This window comes from Flavobacterium sp. ALJ2 (assembly GCF_015594725.1).
Lineage (GTDB): Bacteria > Bacteroidota > Bacteroidia > Flavobacteriales > Flavobacteriaceae > Flavobacterium.
The window spans coordinates 1-20,822 of sequence record NZ_JADNRC010000022.1 but is presented as its reverse complement, the minus strand read 5'-3'; the positions used below and the strand labels follow the sequence as shown (position 1 = coordinate 20,822).

At 30.7% G+C, this 20,822-nt stretch carries 21 protein-coding genes, 1 other RNA gene and 1 pseudogene; 6 read left to right on the top strand and 17 right to left on the bottom strand.

All coding sequences use genetic code 11. The annotated features are described in order from the left end of the window. Positions 1-60: 60 nt before the first annotated feature. The gene (locus IUY40_RS18095) at positions 61-720 is read right to left on the bottom strand and encodes a hypothetical protein (RefSeq protein WP_195738264.1); all 660 of its coding nucleotides are present in this window, start codon (positions 718-720) and stop codon (positions 61-63) included. 806 nt (positions 721-1,526) lie between these two features. Here IUY40_RS18095 and IUY40_RS19550 point away from each other — a divergent pair. Next, positions 1,527-1,784 carry a winged helix-turn-helix domain-containing protein gene (locus IUY40_RS19550; protein ID WP_317190941.1) on the top strand — a complete coding sequence of 86 codons (258 nt, stop codon included), beginning with the start codon at positions 1,527-1,529 and terminating at the stop codon, positions 1,782-1,784. Positions 1,785-1,969: 185 nt separating this feature from the next. On the opposite strand, the gene IUY40_RS18085 is transcribed toward IUY40_RS19550, so the two are convergent. Both IUY40_RS18085 and rnpB read right to left on the bottom strand, forming a co-directional pair. Further along, positions 1,970-2,899, bottom strand: coding sequence for a 2-dehydropantoate 2-reductase (locus IUY40_RS18085; protein WP_195738263.1), 930 nt, complete (start codon positions 2,897-2,899; stop codon positions 1,970-1,972). Positions 2,900-3,098: 199 nt separating this feature from the next. Continuing rightward, an RNA gene (gene rnpB, locus IUY40_RS18080) (RNase P RNA component class A) lies at positions 3,099-3,424 on the bottom strand. Between the two features lie 122 nt (positions 3,425-3,546). Here rnpB and IUY40_RS18075 point away from each other — a divergent pair. After that, positions 3,547-3,840 (top strand): hypothetical protein, encoded by a 294-nt coding sequence (locus IUY40_RS18075; RefSeq protein WP_195738262.1) that lies wholly within the window; start codon positions 3,547-3,549, stop codon positions 3,838-3,840. Between the two features lie 221 nt (positions 3,841-4,061). Here the strand turns inward: IUY40_RS18075 and IUY40_RS18070 are convergent. Together IUY40_RS18070 and IUY40_RS18065 are read right to left on the bottom strand one after the other, a co-directional pair. After that, positions 4,062-4,314, bottom strand: a pseudogene (locus tag IUY40_RS18070) (type II toxin-antitoxin system ParD family antitoxin). A 116-nt stretch (positions 4,315-4,430) separates the two neighbouring features. After that, a complete protein-coding gene (locus IUY40_RS18065; RefSeq protein WP_229335652.1) occupies positions 4,431-4,613 on the bottom strand; it encodes a nuclear transport factor 2 family protein in 183 nt (60 codons plus the stop codon). A 140-nt stretch (positions 4,614-4,753) separates the two neighbouring features. Between IUY40_RS18065 and IUY40_RS18060 the strand changes: the two genes are divergently transcribed. After that, complete coding sequence (locus IUY40_RS18060) at positions 4,754-5,173, top strand: lipocalin family protein (protein ID WP_195738261.1); 420 nt, start codon at positions 4,754-4,756, stop codon at positions 5,171-5,173. 88 nt (positions 5,174-5,261) lie between these two features. Here IUY40_RS18060 and IUY40_RS18055 read toward each other — a convergent pair whose 3' ends face one another. From IUY40_RS18055 to IUY40_RS18035, 5 genes are all read right to left on the bottom strand, one after another. Beyond that, positions 5,262-6,146: a HEPN domain-containing protein gene (locus IUY40_RS18055; RefSeq protein WP_195738260.1), complete on the bottom strand. Its 885-nt coding sequence runs from the start codon at positions 6,144-6,146 to the stop codon at positions 5,262-5,264. A gap of 168 nt (positions 6,147-6,314) precedes the next feature. After that, positions 6,315-6,947 (bottom strand): hypothetical protein, encoded by a 633-nt coding sequence (locus tag IUY40_RS18050; RefSeq protein WP_195738259.1) that lies wholly within the window; start codon positions 6,945-6,947, stop codon positions 6,315-6,317. A 63-nt stretch (positions 6,948-7,010) separates the two neighbouring features. Further along, positions 7,011-7,766 (bottom strand): hypothetical protein, encoded by a 756-nt coding sequence (locus IUY40_RS18045; RefSeq protein WP_195738258.1) that lies wholly within the window; start codon positions 7,764-7,766, stop codon positions 7,011-7,013. Continuing rightward, positions 7,750-8,496, bottom strand: coding sequence for a hypothetical protein (locus IUY40_RS18040; protein WP_195738257.1), 747 nt, complete (start codon positions 8,494-8,496; stop codon positions 7,750-7,752). Before IUY40_RS18040 ends, IUY40_RS18045 begins: the two co-directional genes overlap by 17 nt. Positions 8,497-8,819: 323 nt before the next feature. Further along, the gene (locus tag IUY40_RS18035) at positions 8,820-9,386 is read right to left on the bottom strand and encodes a DUF4256 domain-containing protein (protein ID WP_229335650.1); all 567 of its coding nucleotides are present in this window, start codon (positions 9,384-9,386) and stop codon (positions 8,820-8,822) included. A gap of 309 nt (positions 9,387-9,695) precedes the next feature. Here IUY40_RS18035 and dnaX point away from each other — a divergent pair, with 309 nt between their 5' ends. Together dnaX and IUY40_RS18025 are read left to right on the top strand one after the other, a co-directional pair. Continuing rightward, positions 9,696-10,781 carry a DNA polymerase III subunit gamma/tau gene (gene dnaX, locus IUY40_RS18030; protein ID WP_195738256.1) on the top strand — a complete coding sequence of 362 codons (1,086 nt, stop codon included), beginning with the start codon at positions 9,696-9,698 and terminating at the stop codon, positions 10,779-10,781. A 308-nt stretch (positions 10,782-11,089) separates the two neighbouring features. Continuing rightward, a complete protein-coding gene (locus IUY40_RS18025; protein ID WP_195738255.1) occupies positions 11,090-11,434 on the top strand; it encodes a DNA polymerase III in 345 nt (114 codons plus the stop codon). A 65-nt stretch (positions 11,435-11,499) separates the two neighbouring features. On the opposite strand, the gene IUY40_RS18020 is transcribed toward IUY40_RS18025, so the two are convergent. From IUY40_RS18020 to IUY40_RS17990, 7 genes are all read right to left on the bottom strand, one after another. Beyond that, positions 11,500-12,078 (bottom strand): NAD(P)H-dependent oxidoreductase, encoded by a 579-nt coding sequence (locus IUY40_RS18020; protein WP_195738254.1) that lies wholly within the window; start codon positions 12,076-12,078, stop codon positions 11,500-11,502. A gap of 6 nt (positions 12,079-12,084) precedes the next feature. After that, positions 12,085-13,116, bottom strand: coding sequence for an NAD-dependent epimerase/dehydratase family protein (locus IUY40_RS18015; RefSeq protein ID WP_229335647.1), 1,032 nt, complete (start codon positions 13,114-13,116; stop codon positions 12,085-12,087). A gap of 59 nt (positions 13,117-13,175) precedes the next feature. Next, a complete protein-coding gene (locus IUY40_RS18010) occupies positions 13,176-13,736 on the bottom strand; it encodes a cyclic nucleotide-binding domain-containing protein (protein ID WP_195738253.1) in 561 nt (186 codons plus the stop codon). 50 nt (positions 13,737-13,786) lie between these two features. After that, the gene (locus tag IUY40_RS18005; RefSeq protein WP_195738252.1) at positions 13,787-14,377 is read right to left on the bottom strand and encodes a TMEM175 family protein; all 591 of its coding nucleotides are present in this window, start codon (positions 14,375-14,377) and stop codon (positions 13,787-13,789) included. 178 nt (positions 14,378-14,555) lie between these two features. Next, a complete protein-coding gene (locus IUY40_RS18000; protein WP_195738251.1) occupies positions 14,556-15,446 on the bottom strand; it encodes a rod shape-determining protein in 891 nt (296 codons plus the stop codon). A gap of 56 nt (positions 15,447-15,502) precedes the next feature. Next, positions 15,503-17,581 (bottom strand): polyphosphate kinase 1, encoded by a 2,079-nt coding sequence (gene ppk1, locus IUY40_RS17995; RefSeq protein WP_229335646.1) that lies wholly within the window; start codon positions 17,579-17,581, stop codon positions 15,503-15,505. Then, the gene (locus tag IUY40_RS17990) at positions 17,578-18,063 is read right to left on the bottom strand and encodes a histidine phosphatase family protein (protein ID WP_195738250.1); all 486 of its coding nucleotides are present in this window, start codon (positions 18,061-18,063) and stop codon (positions 17,578-17,580) included. The genes ppk1 and IUY40_RS17990 overlap by 4 nt, the downstream gene beginning before the upstream one ends. 797 nt (positions 18,064-18,860) lie before the next feature. Between IUY40_RS17990 and IUY40_RS17985 the strand changes: the two genes are divergently transcribed. Further along, on the top strand, positions 18,861-20,822 hold a 1,962-nt coding region (locus IUY40_RS17985; protein WP_195738249.1), incomplete at its 3' end, for a choice-of-anchor L domain-containing protein.

Sequence of the window (20,822 nt, the reverse complement as noted above, 5' to 3'; positions counted from 1 at the left end):
AAACCTGATTCACAATATAAAGCCCCGTTGAAAAATTCAATGGGGCTTGTTTTATAACAACTACCCTTTTTTCTTTTTCAATCCTAAATAAAAATTAATCCCAAATCCAATAACATCCTTAGTACTGTAATTATAACTATCGGGATTCGTCTTTAATTTATTGAGGGCATTTCCCAAATCAACTCCGTTATAATACAAATTAAATCCTATAGAATTCTGATATTCTCCCGGGAAATTATAAATATAACCAACACCAATTCCTAATGAATGTTGTGTATCCGACGCATTTTTTCTTTCTTTAATAGGTTTTGAAAGATCCGCAGGATTCCTTGAAGTTAATTCTTTTTTAGCTTCAATTCTAGAAAACGTATATCTCGGAAGTATTTGTATATAACCCGAATCCTCCTCATAATCTCCAATAACTATTTTTGGACAAAAACTATAATTCATAGCTGAGGCTGATTTTTCTGAAACACTCATAGTAATCCCTTTTTCATCCCGACTCACAGCATCTTCTAATCTCCCAAACATATAACTTACTTCGATTTCAGCTCTAAAAAATTTAACCACCTTAATTTCTGAACCTAATGAAAAGTTGCCAAAAGTAGATTTTTCAAAATCACCATGTAAATAAACGATACCACCAATAAAAGGACGTACCCTTTGCGCAAGTATACTCACTGAAAACATAAAAACAAAAATATAAACAATGTATTTCATCCTATATTATTTTCCAATTATCAAACCTATCATGTGACTTACTTATAGTAATAGACAAATTTTGTTTTATTAATCTAGGGTTTTATGGAGCAAATGGTGGATTACGATTTAGATACGTTTGGAAGTGGAACATACATTCCCGCCACCGCCTCAATCATCAATAGGGTCAGTTATAAAACACATTATCCTAATCCTAATCACAACCTCTACCAGTTTTCTCCTAAATTTACTACTCTCTTTCGATGTAATCGAACTAACTTTCCTAGCAGTTTGTAATTTTCCTGCAGGAGGATTATTCGAATAATCGTATAATTTCTACTTATCCTTTGCGTCGAAAAATGAAATCTATTTTACCAAAAATAACTTTTTTTTTATAATATATAAGATTTTAAATACAAATATTTCAGGAAAAACAAAAATAAACACATATTACAATCAAATAAAATGTAATAAATCTAATAAAAATAAGCTGAGTAATTTCTCATTCAAGAAAAGTTATGGTGATTCATTTTTTAGTTTCTTCAAATTTGATTCTTCCGAAGAGAAGAAAATGAGCAACGAATCATCTACAAAAAACACCGAAGACGACGAAGGTTAATTAAAACCTGATTCACATAAGCATAAAGCCTCCTTGATTATTCAAGGAGGCTTGTTTTTATATATTCATATCTAAATAAACATTACCGAATTCTATCTGAATCATTTATATTTTTGCCTTTAAATTCAGTGTCTTTCATTTTACCAAAGGAATATTTTAAAGTAATCGAAACTTATAGATAGGTTTTTATTTATTTGACACCAAACGTTTGTGTTTAAAAAAAGACAATATAACACAACAGCTTACTGAAAAAGAAGCTGCTCTTATTCATTTCTTTTACAGACATAAAAATCAAATGCTAAAAAGAGAACAAATCCTGAAATCGATTTGGAAAAATGACGACTTTTTTTCAGGAAGAAGCATGGATGTTTACATCAGTAAAATTCGAAAATACTTTAAAGACGATTCCCGAATTAGCATCGATAGTATTCGTAATATCGGACTGGTGTTTAAAATAATAGATTAAAATCACACAATCTTAAACTTATTAACACATAGAAACATAGATTTTATATATCACAAAGGAAACAAAAAGAAATACATTTCTTTCGCATAGCATAACTCTGTGTTTTTTTAATAAGTGAAGCGTGTTTTTTGAGGAAGTAAAACCTATGTATCTATGTGTTGAAGATTATACCCAATACATATTAATTACCTTTCGTATTTATCTAATTTATCTAAAATCATCTGATAGGTTGGCGTTTCGATTTCGTATTTTAAACCTTCATTTACTACAAATTCAGTAAGCGACGAAAGCTCTATTTTTTTTCCTGCCAACAAATCACGGTGCATAGATGAAGTTGCATCACGAGGTGATTTCTCGAGTTTCAGTATCGTTTGCATTACAATATCATTAGGCAGATTTAGTCCTTTTACAGCTGCAATCATAGTGATTTCATTTAATAACGAAACATATAAATTACGACTAGAGGCATTTTCCATGATTTCACCAATATTCTGATTTAAATAAGAAGTAGCCGAAGCCAATGAAGAAATAAAAACAAACTTTTCCCAAACTGTATCTTCAATTGTATCTACCAAATAGCTTTCGATTTTAGCATTTTGAAAAATAGTTTGCAATGCTTTCATTCTATAAACAGAAGCACTATCTGAACCAAAAAATAACTTTTCGTAAATACCTGTTTTTTTAATCACACCAGGTGCGGCAATCATTGAAACAATATAAACACAACCTTGTAAAACTTCATTATCTGGAAAAAGTGTACTAATACGTTCCGAAGCATCAACACCATTATACAAAGGAAGGAAAACCGTATTCTTAGTAATACATTTTTTTATGGCATCAAGACTTTCTTCGATATCATAGGTTTTAGTAGCGCAAATAAGATAGTCTAGCTTTCCGATTACATCAGGATCATTAGATACTACAGTTGGAAAAACAGTCGTTTCTCCTTCATCTGTACTAATTTTTAAACCCGATTCGGCAATAACTTCCATCGCTTTTCCTCTAGCAATAAAAACTACTTCTATAGCATCCTTTTCGGCATAGGCTTTTGCCAAAAGTCCACCAAAATAACCGCCTACTCCACCCAATCCTAAAATTCCAATTCTTGTTTTCATTTCAATAAGTTTTTTTGTCACTCCCGATAGCTATTGGGATAAAAAGATTTACACAAATTTAAAAAAGTAAATAGCTACAATCTACGTGTCCTTTTTTTATTTCCCATAAGTAATAAGAAATTGAATCTTATTTTGGTTTTTCAGAAATAACTAATGAAGATAGTTTCATGAAAATAAATTTGATACTCTCACAAATATAAAAAAATGCAGACCTGTAAGCCGGATTCTGTTCTTGTTATTACTAACAATACCTTATCATTTATCTAGACTTACAATTACTCATAAGTTCAAGCTATCTACCCTTCAGCAACGAACGAGAAGCTCTTAAATGCTGATATACTTGATATTTCACCGCATAGAGTTTACCTGTTTTCACTACAGCATTACCTGTACATACTTTCTGCTGCACTTGTCCTAATCCCGATAGCTATCGGGACCGACGGGTGTTACCCGCTATGCTTCTCTGTGGTGTCCGGACTTTCCTCCCTTTTGATTTCTCAAAACGACGATAAGGCGGTCTGCGTGGCAAATTTAGCGTTTTTATAGGTTACTTTCGAGCATTACAAAATTTACTTTAACACTCTTTTACAACCACTTAATTTTAAAATAGTTATCTTTAATCGTTAACCTCTAAAATTTCATTTATTATGATTAAAATGTATCATTACGCAACTGTTTCCAAAGCTTTGGATCAATTAAACGAAAAAGGATTTACATATGATTTTAATCTAAATGAAGATGTAATTAAGAAAAATCCAGAAAAATTTGAAATCGTACATGTGTATCGATACGAAGGCAACTCCGATCCTGGAGATGAAGCTGTGGTTTATGGAATAAAATCTACCTCGGGCAAAAAAGGAGTTTATGTTGCAGGATTTTCGGCCAATTCTGATTCTGAAACGGCAAAAATTTTAAGTGATTTAAGCATCAAAGGAAGATGATTTTATTAAGGAACAATCTTGGTTGCTATTGGGCAATGCCATTAAATTAAGTAAACACATACAATGCTTTATCGAATAAATCTCTCGTAAAGACGCCCAAGTAGCAAAAAAATCATGTAAAAACTTGGAGACTTGGGCGTCTTTGCAAGATAAATTATAGTTCAAAAAGCTTAACTTAATGACATTGTACTCTGACTAGCTTAAGACATCAACTTAAATATTTAGTCATTTTCTTTTCTCTTTGCTTTTAGACTCTCAAGGTATTTATTCGAATCGAAATTTTCAGCTCGTCCGATATTAATCCCTTACTGAACCGCATTTTTTTAAAATGATTAACCGATTTTTCTCTTCTTCTAAAAGACGTAAACCTGTTCTGACAATTTCACTAGTATTTTTAAATCTTCCTTCAGAAAGACTATGCTCGATAAAACTCTTGAAATGGCTCCCCAACGGTATAGATGTATTTCTTCCCATGATATCTTATAGATTTACGAAAAGTTACCAATTTTAGGTAATTCAGCAAACTGCAATAGATTTTTCAATGAATTTTATATCCAACTTTATTCATGTTGCGATAAATCATTATACTGTCAAAGTACATTTATTATTTTCCATTCGTCATTAGTTTTTACAACATCCATATAATCTATCCAAGTATCAGCTATTAATTTGACAGATGCAGTTCTTGTAGAAACATCTAATAGTTTGACTCCTTTTACATTAATAGGTCTTCGCGAGAATAACCATATTTTCTGCAAAGTATTCAGATACATAATCTTTTTGAGTTGCCTTATTTCTAAGCAACTATCTTAAATCAAAAAACCACGAATTATGTAAATGAAATAAACAATTATAGAACACATTTACAATATGTTGCGACTACATTAGCATCTAACAATTTAAATATTTTAAAATGAAAAACAAAAGCATATTACTCGCAATATTATTAAGTATCGGATTATTTACAACTTCATGTAGTAGTGATGACAATGAAGGAGAAACACTGATACCTCTTTCTGGAAAATGGGATCTTAGTAAAGTAGGTACTGTTGTTAGCGGAACAGAAACTTTGGTCGATGCTCCTCAAAATCAAACTGGCTGTAGCAAAGATTATCTTGAACTTAAAATCGATAACACTGCAACAGAAGGAGATTACGATTCTACAATTAGTGCTTGTGCATTAACTACAAGTGCTGGAATCTATTCCAGATCACATAATAACCTGACAACCGTTATTGATGGTGAAACTAAAACTCAGGATATCGTAAATCTAACTCTTAGCGAATTAAAACTAAAAGATGCAGCAGGAATAATTACAGTATATACTAGATAAAACTAATTATTTTTTTGGTATTAACCTATTTTTTTTGGGTTGAAAATGAAACAGAAATGACTATAAAAAGTCATTTCTGTTTTTTGCTCTAAGCCTTAATTAGTTTTGCGTATTCGGCAATTTTAGCCTCACTTACTTGCTTTGTTATTTCTAATAAACGTTTTACTTTGGGCAACAATGCGTCGATATCTTCTTTTGTTACTATAAACTTTGGATTATAACGTGCTTCGATATAGGCACTTTTTAAGAGTTCGAATAATCGTTTTTCTTCGATGGTATCATTAGGAAAAACAGATGGCAAATCTGATGAATATTTTCTTGTAAAAGAAAATAATTTGGACAAATTATGTTGTTTTGGATTGGTTAATGTATGCACCAATCGAATCGTCTGAAAATAATTTTCGCAGGCTTGATGAAGAAGAAAGGATGCTTTTTTATATAATTCTTTTTCATAACTATATAAAGCAATCTCAAAAAACTCATTGGCACTTTCATATTTATCTTTAAAATATTCTTCTGCTTGTTGTTTTATTTCGTCAAAACGAAGTGGGCGCTGTTCTGCAAGAGTAAACTTTTCACTATCATAAAGTACAATCCCTTCTTCTTTTATCTGCGTATAAAAATATCTGCCTGTATCGATATATTCATTTAATCGTTTTATATTTTCATGAATAAACTCAACTGGAGTTTGCAAATCTGGATCTCGATAATACATATCATCAACCGCATCAAGCATTCGGGTTGCTCTTTGGTCGGCTACTCCATCTGTTACTACGAGTATATCATAATCGCTCCTATATGAAGTAGGAATGCCAAATTCTACTTTTTCGTCACAATCTACATATTCATTTCTTGCATAACTTCCGTAAAGAATAATCATTTGAGTTTTTGGAAGTCTTGCAGTTATTTGTTCTACAAAACGAAGAAGATCTCTTTGTTTCTTTTGTGGCAGATAGGCGATGGATTTCTTCATTAAAAAGTGGTTATTATGAAGCAAAGATAATTATATTCTTACTCTATTAGAAATGAAAATTTTGCTTTGCTATAAGTTGCTAAAAAACAAGGTCATTTATAAAAATGATTTCGGTATTAATTAATATAAATGCACATTTACATTAATTAAATTATGGATGTTTTTCACTTAATTAACCTCTACCTCAAAAGATTCTGTATAAGTAAGAGAAGTTTTTTCTTTATCATTGAATTTATAATTAACAACTGTTTCTATTGTATTAATTCCCTTTTTAATTAATATTTCTTTTACTTCAATGCCTGTCTGAGATGTTTTTTTTAATGTTCGTTTAGCTTTTGTATTACCTACATTTTCAATCTTTAAAGTACGTTTAGCATTAGGTATATTTGCTATTAAATAGTGATGTTTTAAGGTGTCTCCAACTCTCAAATATTGATTAACATTTTCTTTAAGTCTCCTTTTGCTTGCTATTTTATTTTGATAGGTTTCTATTAATGGATGTCCTTTAAAGTTTTCGACGTTCCCTTTTTCATCAAAAAGAATAGTAAAAGCTTGCATACCTGAATCATCGTATGATGTATAACGCATAATTTTTCCTGATGGAAAATTATCAATCCTTTCTTCAACGACCTCATTTCCTTTCTCGTTATTATACACTAATTTGTCATCAATAACGGACTCTCCATTTTTAATAACATATTCAGACATCTCTTTTTTTTGTTTTATATCATATAAATAAAAACCAAAGGCGATAAAACAAAGTATCACAGAGAACACTATTATTATATATTTCTTTTTCATTATTTCATTTTTGTTGAGATTTAAAGGCGCTTCTTCTAATCGATACTAATTAAGCAATATTGATTAGTTCACATTTACTTCGAAAGTAATTGTATCTTTAAAGACAGGAGTGATTTTATCCTCAAAATTATATTCTACAATTGCACTAATTTTATTTATACCTTTTTTAATAAGAACTTCTTCTACATTAACCTTTGTTGGTGGGCGATGCTTTGTAGTTCTTTTGATATCACTATCATCGATACTCCTGTTTTTTACTTTAAAACTACGTTTGGTATTTGGTAAATTAGCTAATAAATATTGATATTTTAAGGTATCTCCAACTCTTAACATTTGCTCAGTTTTAATATTATTTTGATACACTTCTAATAATGGAAATCCTGAATATTTCCTTACTCCTTTTTCATCATAGCTAATAATAAAGCATGATTTTCCAGAATCAGTATACATAACATATTTATTTATCAATCCAGTTGTGTCATAAAAAGTACTTTCTAAAGTGATTTTGCTGTTTTCTCTATAGTGAGTAGATTCTAGATTACCATTATCATAGTAGTAAGAACAAATACCATTTATATGTCCATTTACAAAATTACCCTCAGCTACTTTAATACCTTGTTCATTGTATTGTGTGAACTTACCTTCGAAAATAGTATCCCCATTTCTAATAATATATTCTGATATATCTGTTATTTTTGTATCTGGAAAATATTGTTTTAAAGTATAAACTTTTTCATCTTTAAAATAAAAATGAAGTAGTAATATTGCAAAAAGTGTGACAGAAATTACAACTAGTATTATTTTATTTCTTTTTTTCATTTATTTTTTTTTGTTGTGATTCATAAATATCTCTTCTCACAAATTCATTTTTATTTGGGTCACTAGGATTATTAACTATTTGAATATATTCTGTTTTTTGAGAAGAGGCTGGAGTTGGTTTTTCTTTATTTGCCTCTTCTTTTACAGATTTCCCAGCTTTTATGGCATTCGCCCCATGATCGGTTGCTGTCACAAAATCATCGACTTTGTTTTCCCTTGTTGGTTTTCCCCCATTAGTTCCTTTTCCTTTACGAGTGCTACCTCTTCTTTCAAATCCCATTATAATAGTAAGAGCTTCTAAAGCACCTCTAAAATCAATCCATGTAGCATCTCTTGTACCTCTGCGCAATGAGCTTGGGTCTTGATTGTTTCCTCCGTCAGAAAATGCAATTCCTCCAAAACGGAATGGTTTTGGGATTCCTATAAAATGAAATGATTTTTTACTAAAATCATGAATAACTTCTCCGTTATAAGTTATTAGTTTGGTGTCTCCATCTAATAATATTCGATTACCATTAGCAAAGGTCTTCCCCCAGGTATGCCCTAAATTAGAATAGTAGTCAATTTCAGCACGTCCGTCAAGCCAAATTATTTGACCCGTTTTTTTATTTCTGTACCAATCAAATGGTGTTTGTCCATAAAAATCAACTAATTGTAATAGATCGCTATTATAGGCAGCATATGAAATATACTGTCCAAGCCCTTCATCATTCCTAAAGTTTTCAAACATAGCAAATAATATATTATTGTAAGTTATTACTTATTTTTATACAATAATACATATAAATTATCTTATTTACAACAAATATTCATTTTATCTGATTAACAAAAACTTAACTTCTTTGCTTAGGTATACTCAATACTAGTATAAGAATTCTTATAGCATCCGTCCTAATTTAAGATATAAAAGCATTTATCCTATTCTTAATTGCTTTTATAATCCCAAATTTAAAATTCAACAAAAAAGAGACTTATTAACCTCTTTTCATTAATCTCTAGTTTATCATTTCAAAGAATAAACCTAAACGTATATCTACACAAATAGCTTTAGATCTAAACTCTTAGCATCCCTCTAAATCCTCTAGCAGCATAATACGAATCTGCACCGTTGTGATACACAAAAACAGTATTATAACGAAAATCTGCAAAAAGGGCACCTCCTAGCTTTCTGATATCTACTGGCGTTACTATCCAGCTTGATGTTTTGGTGTCAAATTTACCAAGTAGTTGTAATTCACGATATTGTTTTTCATTCAAAATCTCAATACCCATATTGGTTGCTATATTCACAGCACTATCTTTTGGTTTATTTTCTTTTCTTTTTTCCAGCGCTTCCTGATCATAACAGATACTTCTGCGCCCTTTGGGGCTTTCGGGAGAACAATCATAAAATATATATTCATCAGTAATCTTATCATAACCTACAACGTCTGGCTCGCCTTGGGTTATTTCCATTTCATTTAGCGACCACATTTTTTCGGCATTTGCTTCAAGTTTAATTTGTACTTTAAACCATTCAATAGCCTGATGACGGTTGCTGTTTTGCTCAAAACGAGTTTTTAAGATATCAAGTATGGTCGAAGTTTGTTCTGCTGATAATTGCCTTTTATTATTTTTCATCTTACCTATATTTATAAAAATTACTATTAAAAAGAGTCTTCTAAATAATAGAATAAATTCATTTTACACCAATTAAACAATAATATATAATTTTATTTCTAGCTAAAATAATTATTTTTTTCATTAATAATTAACATTATAAAAATGAATAACTAAATACATAAATCTAATCATTACTAAAAAACTAAGTCTATTATTTAATAGTAATTAATTAAAATTCAATACGCATATAAACGTACAAAATCTTTCAATATTTAAATTTTTAAATCTTTAAATTATACTCTATCTTTGCTATTCAATAAACATTCTATGGAACAATTTGTAGTATCGGCTCGTAAATATCGCCCGCAGACATTTAAAGATGTTGTGGGACAAAAAGCCATTACCAACACTTTACTTAACGCCATAGATAGCAATCATCTAGCTTCGGCTTTATTATTTACAGGACCTCGTGGAGTTGGTAAAACAACTTGTGCACGTATTCTTGCTCGTAAAATAAACCAACCTGGCTATGATGATCCAAACGAAGATTTTGCATTTAACGTTTTTGAACTTGATGCAGCTTCAAACAACTCTGTAGATGATATTCGTAACTTGATTGATCAGGTTCGAATCCCACCACAAACAGGACAATATAAAGTATATATTATTGACGAGGTACATATGCTGTCATCAGCAGCTTTTAATGCTTTTTTGAAAACATTAGAAGAACCACCTAAACATGCCATCTTTATATTGGCAACAACTGAGAAACATAAAATCATTCCAACGATTTTATCTCGCTGTCAAATTTTTGATTTCAAAAGAATTACGGTAAAAGATGCTAAAGAACATCTAGCTGAAGTTGCAACAAGTCAAGGTGTCGTTTATGAAGATGATGCACTACATATTATTGCACAAAAAGCTGATGGAGCTATGCGTGATGCTTTGTCTATTTTTGACCGAGTTGTTTCTTATTGTGGTACCAATTTAACGCGTCAGGCTGTTACCGAAAACTTAAACGTTTTAGATTACGAAACCTACATTTCTATCACTGATTTTATCCTTGAAAATAAAATCCCTGAATTGTTAATGGCGTACAATGATATCCTTGCTAAAGGCTTTGACGGACATCATTTTATTGCTGGCTTAGCATCGCATTTTAGAGATTTATTGGTAAGTAAAACTCCTGCAACCTTGTCGCTTCTGGAAGTTGGTGAACAAGCGCAACAAATGTATGGAGTACAGTCTCAAAAAGCTTCTCAGGAATTTTTATTAAAAGGAATTGAAATTGCCAATGATTGCGATTTAAAATATAAACTAAGTCAAAATCAGCGACTTTTGGTTGAACTTAGTTTGATGCAATTGGCCTCTATCAACTTTGATGGAGAAAAAAAAAAGTTGAGCAATACATAATTCCACCTACTTATTATAGAAATCCTACTTTCTCTATCTCAGAAGTTAAAGCTCCTGCCAATAAGAAAGAAGATTCTATTACTCCTGTAGCAACTCCAAATTCTGCTCCAGAACCTGTAAAATCTGAACCTGTAGTTTCCGAAAAAGCTCCTGTAGTTAATCCTCCTATTATTCAGGGTGCAGCAAAGCCAGGTATTTCGGCATTCTCTTTATCTAGTATTCGTAAGAAAAAAGAATTAGAGGCAAGTAGCAAATCTTATGTAAAACCTACTACTCATTTACCTACTGAGGAATTTACTGAAACAGAAATGTTATTGCAGTGGAATAGATATGCACAACGTTTAGGAGAGAAAGGTTTTAAGATAATGGAGTCTTTATTACTTATTAATGATCCTGTTTTAAACGGAACTTCAATTTCTATCGAATTGCCTAATGAAGGTTCTAAACTAGATTTTGAGAAAGAGTTACATGGTTTATTAGGTCATTTAAAAGGTCATTTACACAATCATGACATCACTATTGACATAATTGTAAATGAAGCTTATGAAAGTAAAAGAAGTTACAATGATCAAGATCGTTATAATCGTTTATTAGAAATAAACCCAAACATTGAACTTTTAAGAACAACATTTGGATTAGATTTACATACTTAAGTAAGTCGAAGGTTTAAAAGTCTATTCTAATAGTTATTGAACCAAAAAGTAATTCAATACCTTAACTACTTATTCTTTAGTCCGAAATTATAAACTTTTGTCAACCATTTTTCTTTTTGATTGCTATCGGATGTTTTTACTACTCCTATATAACTAACTTTGACTGGCTTTACTCCACAAAACTCTAGGGTAGATTTACGTAATTGATTAACACTTGGTCTCCCAAAAAACATTCTGTAATACCAACCTGGCTGATCTAGAGTTGTAATAATATGAGCTGTTTTACCTTTTAAGAATTTATCCCACCAAATAGAGTTTTCACGGTATTGGAAAGCCATTCCTGGCAAAAAAAGTCGATCAATAAACCCTTTAGTAATTGCTGGCAAACCTCCCCACCAAACAGGGTGAATCCAAACCAAGTGATCTGCTCGTTTTATTTTCTCCCAAGATTCTAATAAATCTGGTTCTAATTCGGTTCTTTTTTGATAACCAAATTGCAAATTGGGATTAAACTTTAGGTCGGCTATTGTAATTGTTTCTACTTTTGAATCAGATTTCAAAGCTCCTTTTTTATAGGCTTCTGCTAAGGCAAAATTAAAACTTGCCGAATTAGGATGTCCATTAATAATGAGAATATTTTTCATATCTAATTAGCTTATTTTTAGATTAATGGTACTATAACTATTTAACGCTTCGTAAATTTTTTGCGACGAATGTATTTGATGACTAAAATAAACTCCTCTCTCTAAAGCATCATTTAACACCTTTTCAATATGTAAAACAGTAGAAAATGCGGTTAATTCGGCTTGACCTTTTACACTTTGCAAACTAACACTTTTTGTTTCATCCTGAGTTTTAATAATGATGTCAAAAACTGTTTGATCTCCGTTTCCGCTTGAACCAAACATCAATTGTCTTTCTTTTAAAGACATGATATTAAAAATCTTAAGCGATTGAAAATATCCCATTAAACTAGTTATAAATTTAGAATTATAGGTCATTTTAACTGAAACGGTTGGTATCTTTTCGATCTGATTTAAAATAAATAAATCTGGAACATCAAGATTATAAACTTGACGCTTTCCTATCTCAAATGAGAAGTTATGTTTTTTAGAATTCAAAAAATGCTTAACATTTTGTGGTTTATTATTTTTATAGACAATAAAGGGCTTACACACATTTTCTGCCAAAAAATTTGCTGAACTTTTCCCCGCCAAATCCTTTATAGAATAATAGATATAAAGACTTGTTTCTTGAATTTCACGCTTATCTGGTTCCATAAAATCTACCAAGTTCCCTACAATTCCACCCATCCAGCCTGAACCAAAAATGATACAACTATTTATACTTTGCTTATTTACTATTGCTAGATCGTATGCAATTGTTAAATCTGGAGTAGGTTTTGTAATATCAATATAGTCTAGCTTGTTTTGTATAGCAAACTTTAGGATTTCATTGTTACTGTCTTTTGTACACAATACAATTAGATCAATTTTATTATTTATAATACTATCAAAAGTTTTAGGATTAGTCACATCAATAACTAGATTATTAGCTGTATTTCCTAATTGTCTACTCCCTATAAATAAGTTATAATTAGGATTTCTTTCTTTAAGTATCCGTAAAATAACCTTGCCAACTAATCCTGTTCCTCCAATTACTAAAATATTTTTTCGCATCATTACATATTATTTTTAGCAAACATAATGACTAAACATCTCTCGGTTACTAGACAAATGTCCTATAAAATAGCTTTCCGGATTCGGCTTAAGTGCCTTGGTGTAACTCCTAAAAAAGAAGCTAAATACTGTAACGGAATCAACTGAATATAATTGGGATGATTTTTAAAAAGTGTTTCATATCGTTCTTTTCCTGTCAGTTTCTGAAAAGATAAAATGCGTTGCTCCAAGTTTATATATTGCATTTCGGCTATTATTCGTCCTACTTTTTGCCAATGGATACTATTCTCATAAAGATGCTCTATATCAGTATGACTTATAACTTCGAGCTCCGTATCAAATAACGCCTGAATATTTTCTTCTGTTGGTTTCTGGGTAATAAAGCTGGCAAAAGCTGCCATAAATTCATTCTCGAATGTAATACAGTTTGTAATTTCTTCTCCTTCACTATTAATATAAAAAGAGCGTAAGGCACCTAATTTTATCAAAACAATTTCTTTGGATATTTGCGTTACCTGAATTAAGAAATCTCCTTTTTTTAATTTCTTCTTTATAATTAAACCATCTAGTTTATTTAATTCATCAAAAGGTAAAACTTGAAGAGACTGGAATATTTGTTTCATTATTTTTATTGTAAATACATAGAATACTTAAAATTACAGCTTCTTATAAATCAATCTTTTTTTCCAGCAGAAATAAAAAGTTTTTCGATTCTTTTATCAGGAACCAACCACATCAATGCTACGATTAGATAACAAGCTCCCGAAATCCATTCGTTATAAAACGAAAAAATAATTCCTAAAATATATAAAACTGTTGAAGCTTTTCCTCTTCGATCTTTCCCTATTGCTTTTGCTAAAACTGAATCCTTTCCTTCGTTTTTGATTATAATTTGTTGTAAAATAAAATATGCTACTGCAGATAATAATAAAATTAATCCATATAAAGCCATGGCTGCTTTTGAAAAAGAGTGTTCTCCCATCCAACCTGTTGAAACTGGAATTAGCGAAAGCCAAAAAAGCAAATGCAAATTGGCCCAAAGAATTTTTCCATCGACTTTGGTAAGTCCATGAAGTAAATAATGATGATTGTTCCAATAAATACCTACGTAAATAAAACTCAAAACATAACTTATAAATTTTGGAAATAGTGGTATTAAATCGGTGAAATTATTTCCTTCTGGAACTTTTATTTCAAGAATCATTATGGTAATTATAATTGCCAAAACGCCATCACTAAATGCCTCTAATCTCGCTTTATTCATAAATTATAAAGTTTAACAACGTAAAATATAGTTACTAAAAATATTTTAAAACACATAAAAAAACAGATCTTAAGTATAAAAAAGGGCTCAAAATAAATAAAACACCTTTTTATAGAATATAAATTCCATGTTTCTATATGTCAAAATTAATTATATATAACCCGTTAATTTTAACTTGCTATATTTTTCCGTAATACATCGCTTTTACGATACCATCTGAAAGTCCAATCTTAGGAACATAAATCTGTCTTGCTCCACTCCATTTCATTGCATTAAGATATATTCTTGTTGCAGGTATGATAACATCGGCACGATCGGGATTAAGTCCTAATTCTGCAATTCTTTGATCGTATGTTAAGGAATTTAAAAAAGCATACTGCGAATTCACATAAATGTATGACAATGGCTTATCTTGATGTTTTCCCGACATTTTAAATAATTTATTAATGTTTCCTCCTGATCCGATAAGCGTCACTTCTTCGTATTCTTCTGTGTTTGCTCTAATCCATTTTTCAATTTCATTCCACACTACATCGCAAACCATACCGTTTAATAACCGCACTGTTCCCGCTTTAAAAGATCTTGAAGTAACCAATTTTCCATTAGAGAATAATGTGAATTCTGTACTTCCGCCGCCAACATCTACAAAAAGATAAGTTTGATCTGTTTTTAGCAAATGATGTAAATCTGTTGATGCAATTATAGCTGCTTCTTTTTTTCCGTCAATAATTTCAATCTTTATATCTGCTTTTTTCTTGATTATCGCTACTACTTCTTTACCATTATAGGCTTCCCTCATTGCTGAAGTTGCAAATGCCATATAACGTTCTACTTTATGTACTTTCATCAAAAGATTAAATGCTTTCATTGCATCACACATTCTTTCGATATTTTCTTCTGATATTTCTCCAACTGTAAATGCATCTTGTCCTAAACGAATCGGTACACGTACTAGTGAACTTTTATTAAATTGAGGTTCCTTACCTTCTTGTTCTACAACATTGGAAATTAACAATCGCATGGCATTTGATCCAATATCGATTGCCCCATATTTTTTTATTTTAATCATTCTTAATTATGATTTGAAATTAAGTATCTTGATACATAAAGTTGCTCTTTTAGATTTTATACAACTTCTTCTATATCATTTACTTTGTTTTGATAATATTTGTATGTTTCTAATTGTGCTCTAAACACAGCATGATGATTTCTCGCTTTGTATTTATTATCCAGTCTATATGAATGAAAACGCACTTTTACATTTCCTTTCCAGGCAATATTAAAGTTATCTATTAAATCATTTTTAATTGCCATATCATAAATAGGACAAGTTACCTCGACTCTTCCATCAAGGTTTCTGGTCATAAAATCGGCTGATGATATATATACTTCGCTTAATCCTGCATTTCCAAAAATATAAACTCTTGAATGTTCCAGATAGTTATCGACAATACTTATTGCTTCTATATTTTCGCTCATTCCTGGTATACCTGGGATCAATGAGCAAATTCCTCTTACTTGCAACTGTACTTTCACTCCTGCATTACTAGCTTCATATAATTTATCTATCATTTTAAAATCGGATAAACTATTCATTTTAAGCTTTATATATGTTTTACGACCTGCCAACGCATGTAAAATTTCTCTATCTATTAACTTTACAAATTTGGATCTTGTATAATGTGGTGATACAATTAAATGCTTGTATCGATGCACTCTATAATTAATATCGAAAAATTCAAATATCTTGGATATATCTTTTAGAATTTGTTGGTGACTGGTAAATAATGTAACATCAGTATAAATTTTTGCCGTTGATTCATTGAAATTTCCTGTCGAAATAAATCCATATCTTTTAGTTTTCCCTTCATCTATTCTTTCGATCACACATATTTTACTATGTACTTTTAACCCTTTAATTCCAAAAATAAGTTCTATTCCTTCTGTTTGCATTTGCTCAGCATACGAAATATTAGAAGCTTCATCAAATCGAGCCTGTAACTCTATTTGCACTGTTACCTTTTTTCCATTTTTAGCAGCATTTATTAATGAACTGATAATTTGAGAATTCTTAGCTAAACGATATAATGTAATCTTAATCGTTGTGACTTTTGGATCTAAAGCGGCTTCACGCAAAAACTTTGTTACATATGAAAACGACTGATATGGTGCATTTAGCAAATAATCTTTTTTTCCAATTTTTTCTAATATACTTCCTTCCATACCCAATCCAGGAATTGGCAATGGTACATTTGTTTTATATAATAAATCATATCTCCCTAGGTTAGGAAAATTCATGTAATCACGTCGGTTATGATATCTTCCTCCTGGGATAATACTATCTGTCGAAATAATTTTCATTTTTTCAAGGAAAAACTGCAACGTATCTGGCTCTATTAATTGGTCATAAATAAAGCGAACTGGCTCTCCTATTCGTCTATCCTTAACTGATGTTGCTATTTTTTCTAGCATACTTTTACTCAAATCACTATCGATGTCTAATTGTGCATCACGAGTGATTTTTATCATATGTGCTGAAACACTTTTATAATCAAAAATGGTGAAAATACTACTCAAATTATGCCTAATGACATCATCTATCAAAATAATATAATTTTTATCATCATGTGATGGTAAAACTACAAATCGATTGATGGTTTTAGGAATTTCTATTACTGCATATCGAACTTCTCCGGTATGATTCATCTCTAATCGAACTGCCAAATACCCCAGTGTATCCTTTAAAACCGGAAATTCGGCTAAATCATTTAATATAATGGTAACTAACTCTGGACTTAGTTTCTCAATAAAGAAATTTTTTAAATATTCTTCCTGATCTTTTGTAATCTCATTTTCGGTAATAATAAAAATATTCTCTGTTTCGAGTTCTTTTTCGATATTACTTAATATTCTTAAACTCTCAGATTGCTGCTGAATTACTATTTCAGTAATATCTTTAACTAATTGTTGAGCTGATATTCCTCCTAAATATTTTTCGCCTGAAATCCCAGAAAGGCTTAATCTTCGAATTGCTGCATAACGAACTCTAAAAAATTCATCTAAATTATTTGAAAAAATTCCTAAAAATCGTAATCTGTCTAATAATGGTACTGAAATATCTGCTGCTTCCTGTAATACTCTTGCATTAAATGCCAACCAACTTTTTTCTCTATCTATATATTTTTGTTCGTACACTGTATTCATTTTAAATCTTTAGGGAAAATTGTTTTTTGAGTTCTGCCTTTATCTATTTTGTCCCATCTTTCTGTATCAAATTGTAGTGATACAAAACCTGATGTAGGTACATTATCTATGAAAACATCCCCAAATTTATTAACAAAATTTGTAATAGCCTCATTATGTCCGAAAAGAATAACACTTTCGAAAACATTATCACACGATTTGATAACCTTTTCTAATTGTTTCTCATCAAACGTATAAAGATCGTCTTTGTAAATGATGCTTTCTATTGGATATGAAATGTTTTGCGCAAAAATAAGTGCCGTTTCTACAGCTCTTGCTGCTGTACTGCTCCATATCAAAAAGGTCTTAGGTAGAAATTTTGAAATACTGGCTGAAACGTCATGCGCATCATGGATTCCTTTTTTTACCAAAGGTCTGTCAAAATCTTTTAAAGGTGCTTCCCAACTTGATTTTGCATGTCTGATCAATATTAAATTTTTCATATTACGGATACTATTTGTTTTTATAAGGAATATGCTTTTATTTTTTGGACTTATACGTGGTGCTTTTTTTGATCTCTATAGTTCCAAAAAAGGAAACTTATATGATTAAATCGTAAAAACAACCTTAAAATTTAGCTACAATTTACAAAAGAATTTCATAAAGGCATCTCTTTTGTTGATTTTTTATATTTCTAATTTAATGTGATGAGCTATACATAACAAAAAATAGTAACAATAAATTTTTAAAAAAATCACTTCAATTTTAACATCTCTTTTTGTCAATCACAAATATTCTAAAGATTTAACTTTTTTAAAAATACCCTCTTCTTTTTTATAAGGAAAAATATGTACTTAATCTATGATAAATGTATTTCGTCGATGTTTGAAACAAAAAACAAAAATACATAATAGCTTCATTATCACCTATTTAGATATTTTTGAAAAATATTTTACAGCTAATTTTTCACAAAAACTACTTCTAAAAAAAACGTAAAACGCAAAATAAAAATATCTTTTTTTGATTTTTTTGGGTCAAAATTGTCTTTTCAACGAGTATTTAAGTCATTTACAGGAAAAAAAAATCAATTAAAAAGAGAGTATATAACTTTGATTATGTTAAAAAAATAAAAAAATCACAAACTATAAAGTTAAATATATGAAGGCAATAAAAAGGAAAAATCAAACAGAAAAAATCTATTCGAAGGATCTTAATTACTAAACACCCCAAAATTATATTTAAATAAAATTACACTAGGATATCACTTTAGAGAAACTATTAATTTTTGAAATTAAAGATTATGAAAAAAAATACTTTATTAACTATTTTAGGATTATTCTTTTTTTCTTTTGGTTTATACGCTCAAGAAAAAAACATTCCGATTAGAATTGGGAATACACCTTACCAAAGTAAATCTACTGCCAAAAAAACTGCTTTTGCAGGTGCAACTGCTGTACAAGCATTAGCAGCAGCAGGATCTATTGATGTTGCTAATCCTGCTGCTGGAAACAATGGATATACTGCTGATGGGTTAGTAAGAAATATATTAACTTCTGGCTGCTTAGTTGTAAGTAATGTTCGGTTTGGTTATTATCAAAGAAGTGGAAACACTTGGACCTGGAATAATCATATCTGGTCTGCAACTGCTGGCGATAGACAATTAGGGTATTATAATAAAGCAACTTCTACTTTTCCTATTGATGAAGGGCTTTTGATATCAACAGGAAAAATAAATTCTGCCATGGGTCCTAATACCTTTACAAATAAATCAGACGAAATGGTTGATTTAGCAAGTGATCCTGACTTAACAAACATTTCTGGACAAACAATGCATGATGCTGCCATTCTTGAATTTAATTTTATTCCAGACGGAAATCTTGTTGAATTTCAATTTGTATTTGCATCAGAAGAATATCTCGAATATGTTGATACTGAATTTAACGATGCTTTCGGTTTTTTCTTAAGCGGTCCTGGGATTACAGGTACTTATACTAATAATGCAGTAAATCTTGCTCAATTACCCAACAATGATGCCGTTACCATAAACAATATCCATTCTGCTGGGACTAATATAAATAATACTCCTTTTGTAGCTAAAAATGGGACTTATTATGTAAATAATGCCCCTGGAGTAACAACTATGGAATTTGATGGTTCAACTACTGTTCTTACTGCTACTTATGCAGTTACTCCCGGACAATCTTATAAAATTAAAATGGCAATTGCCGATGCATCTGATCAAAAGTATGATTCAGGTGTATTTTTAAAAGCAAGAAGTTTTGCTACGAATACTTTAGTAATTACAAATCCTGCTCCAGTTTGTTCTCCTAATACGGTTAATCTTACTGCTCCTGCTGTTACTGCGGGTAGTACTGCTGGATTAACTTACACTTATTGGCAAGATGCAGCTGCTACTATTCCTTATAATACTCCTACTGCAGCAACTGCGGGTACTTATTACATAAAAGGAAAAAATCTTACATCTGGTTGTTCAGATACTAAACCTGTTGTTGTAACAGTTAGCAATGTTATTGTAACAGAGGCTACTGCATCACATCTTAATGTAAAATGTTTTGGAGCTGCAACTGGGGCAATTACAGTTAACAATGCTACAGGTGGTGTTGCACCATATACCTATTCATGGAAAAAAAATGGAAGTGCTTTTGCAACTAATCAAAACCTAACTGGTTTAACAGTTGGATCTTATGAGGTTACTGCAACTGATGCAAATGGTTGTAAAGGAATTAGCACTATTGCTATTACACAACCCACAACTGCTTTGAATGTAACGTTAACATCAAAAACCAATGTATTATGTAACAATGATGCTACAGGTGCAATAGATATAACTGTAACTGGTGGCACAGGTACTTATACTTACAGTTGGACAAAAGATGGAAGTGCATTTGCTCCGACAACACAAGATTTAACAAATATCGTTTCTGGAGTTTACAATGTGACCGTAACTGATGCTAATAGCTGTCAACAACAACTCTCTGTGACTATTACTGCCGGAGATTCAACTAAACCTATAGTTAACCCATTACCTGCAACTTCAACTATTAACTGTCCGCAGACACCTGTTTTTGCTGTCGCTACTGCTACTGATAATAGCGGTACGGTAACATCTCTAACTTTTGTTGACGTAAATACTCCTGGATCATGTCCTGGAACATATTCGATAACCAGAACATGGACTGCAAAAGATGCATGTAATAATGTTTCTCTTCCTGTAAGTCAAACAATAAATGTTATAGATACC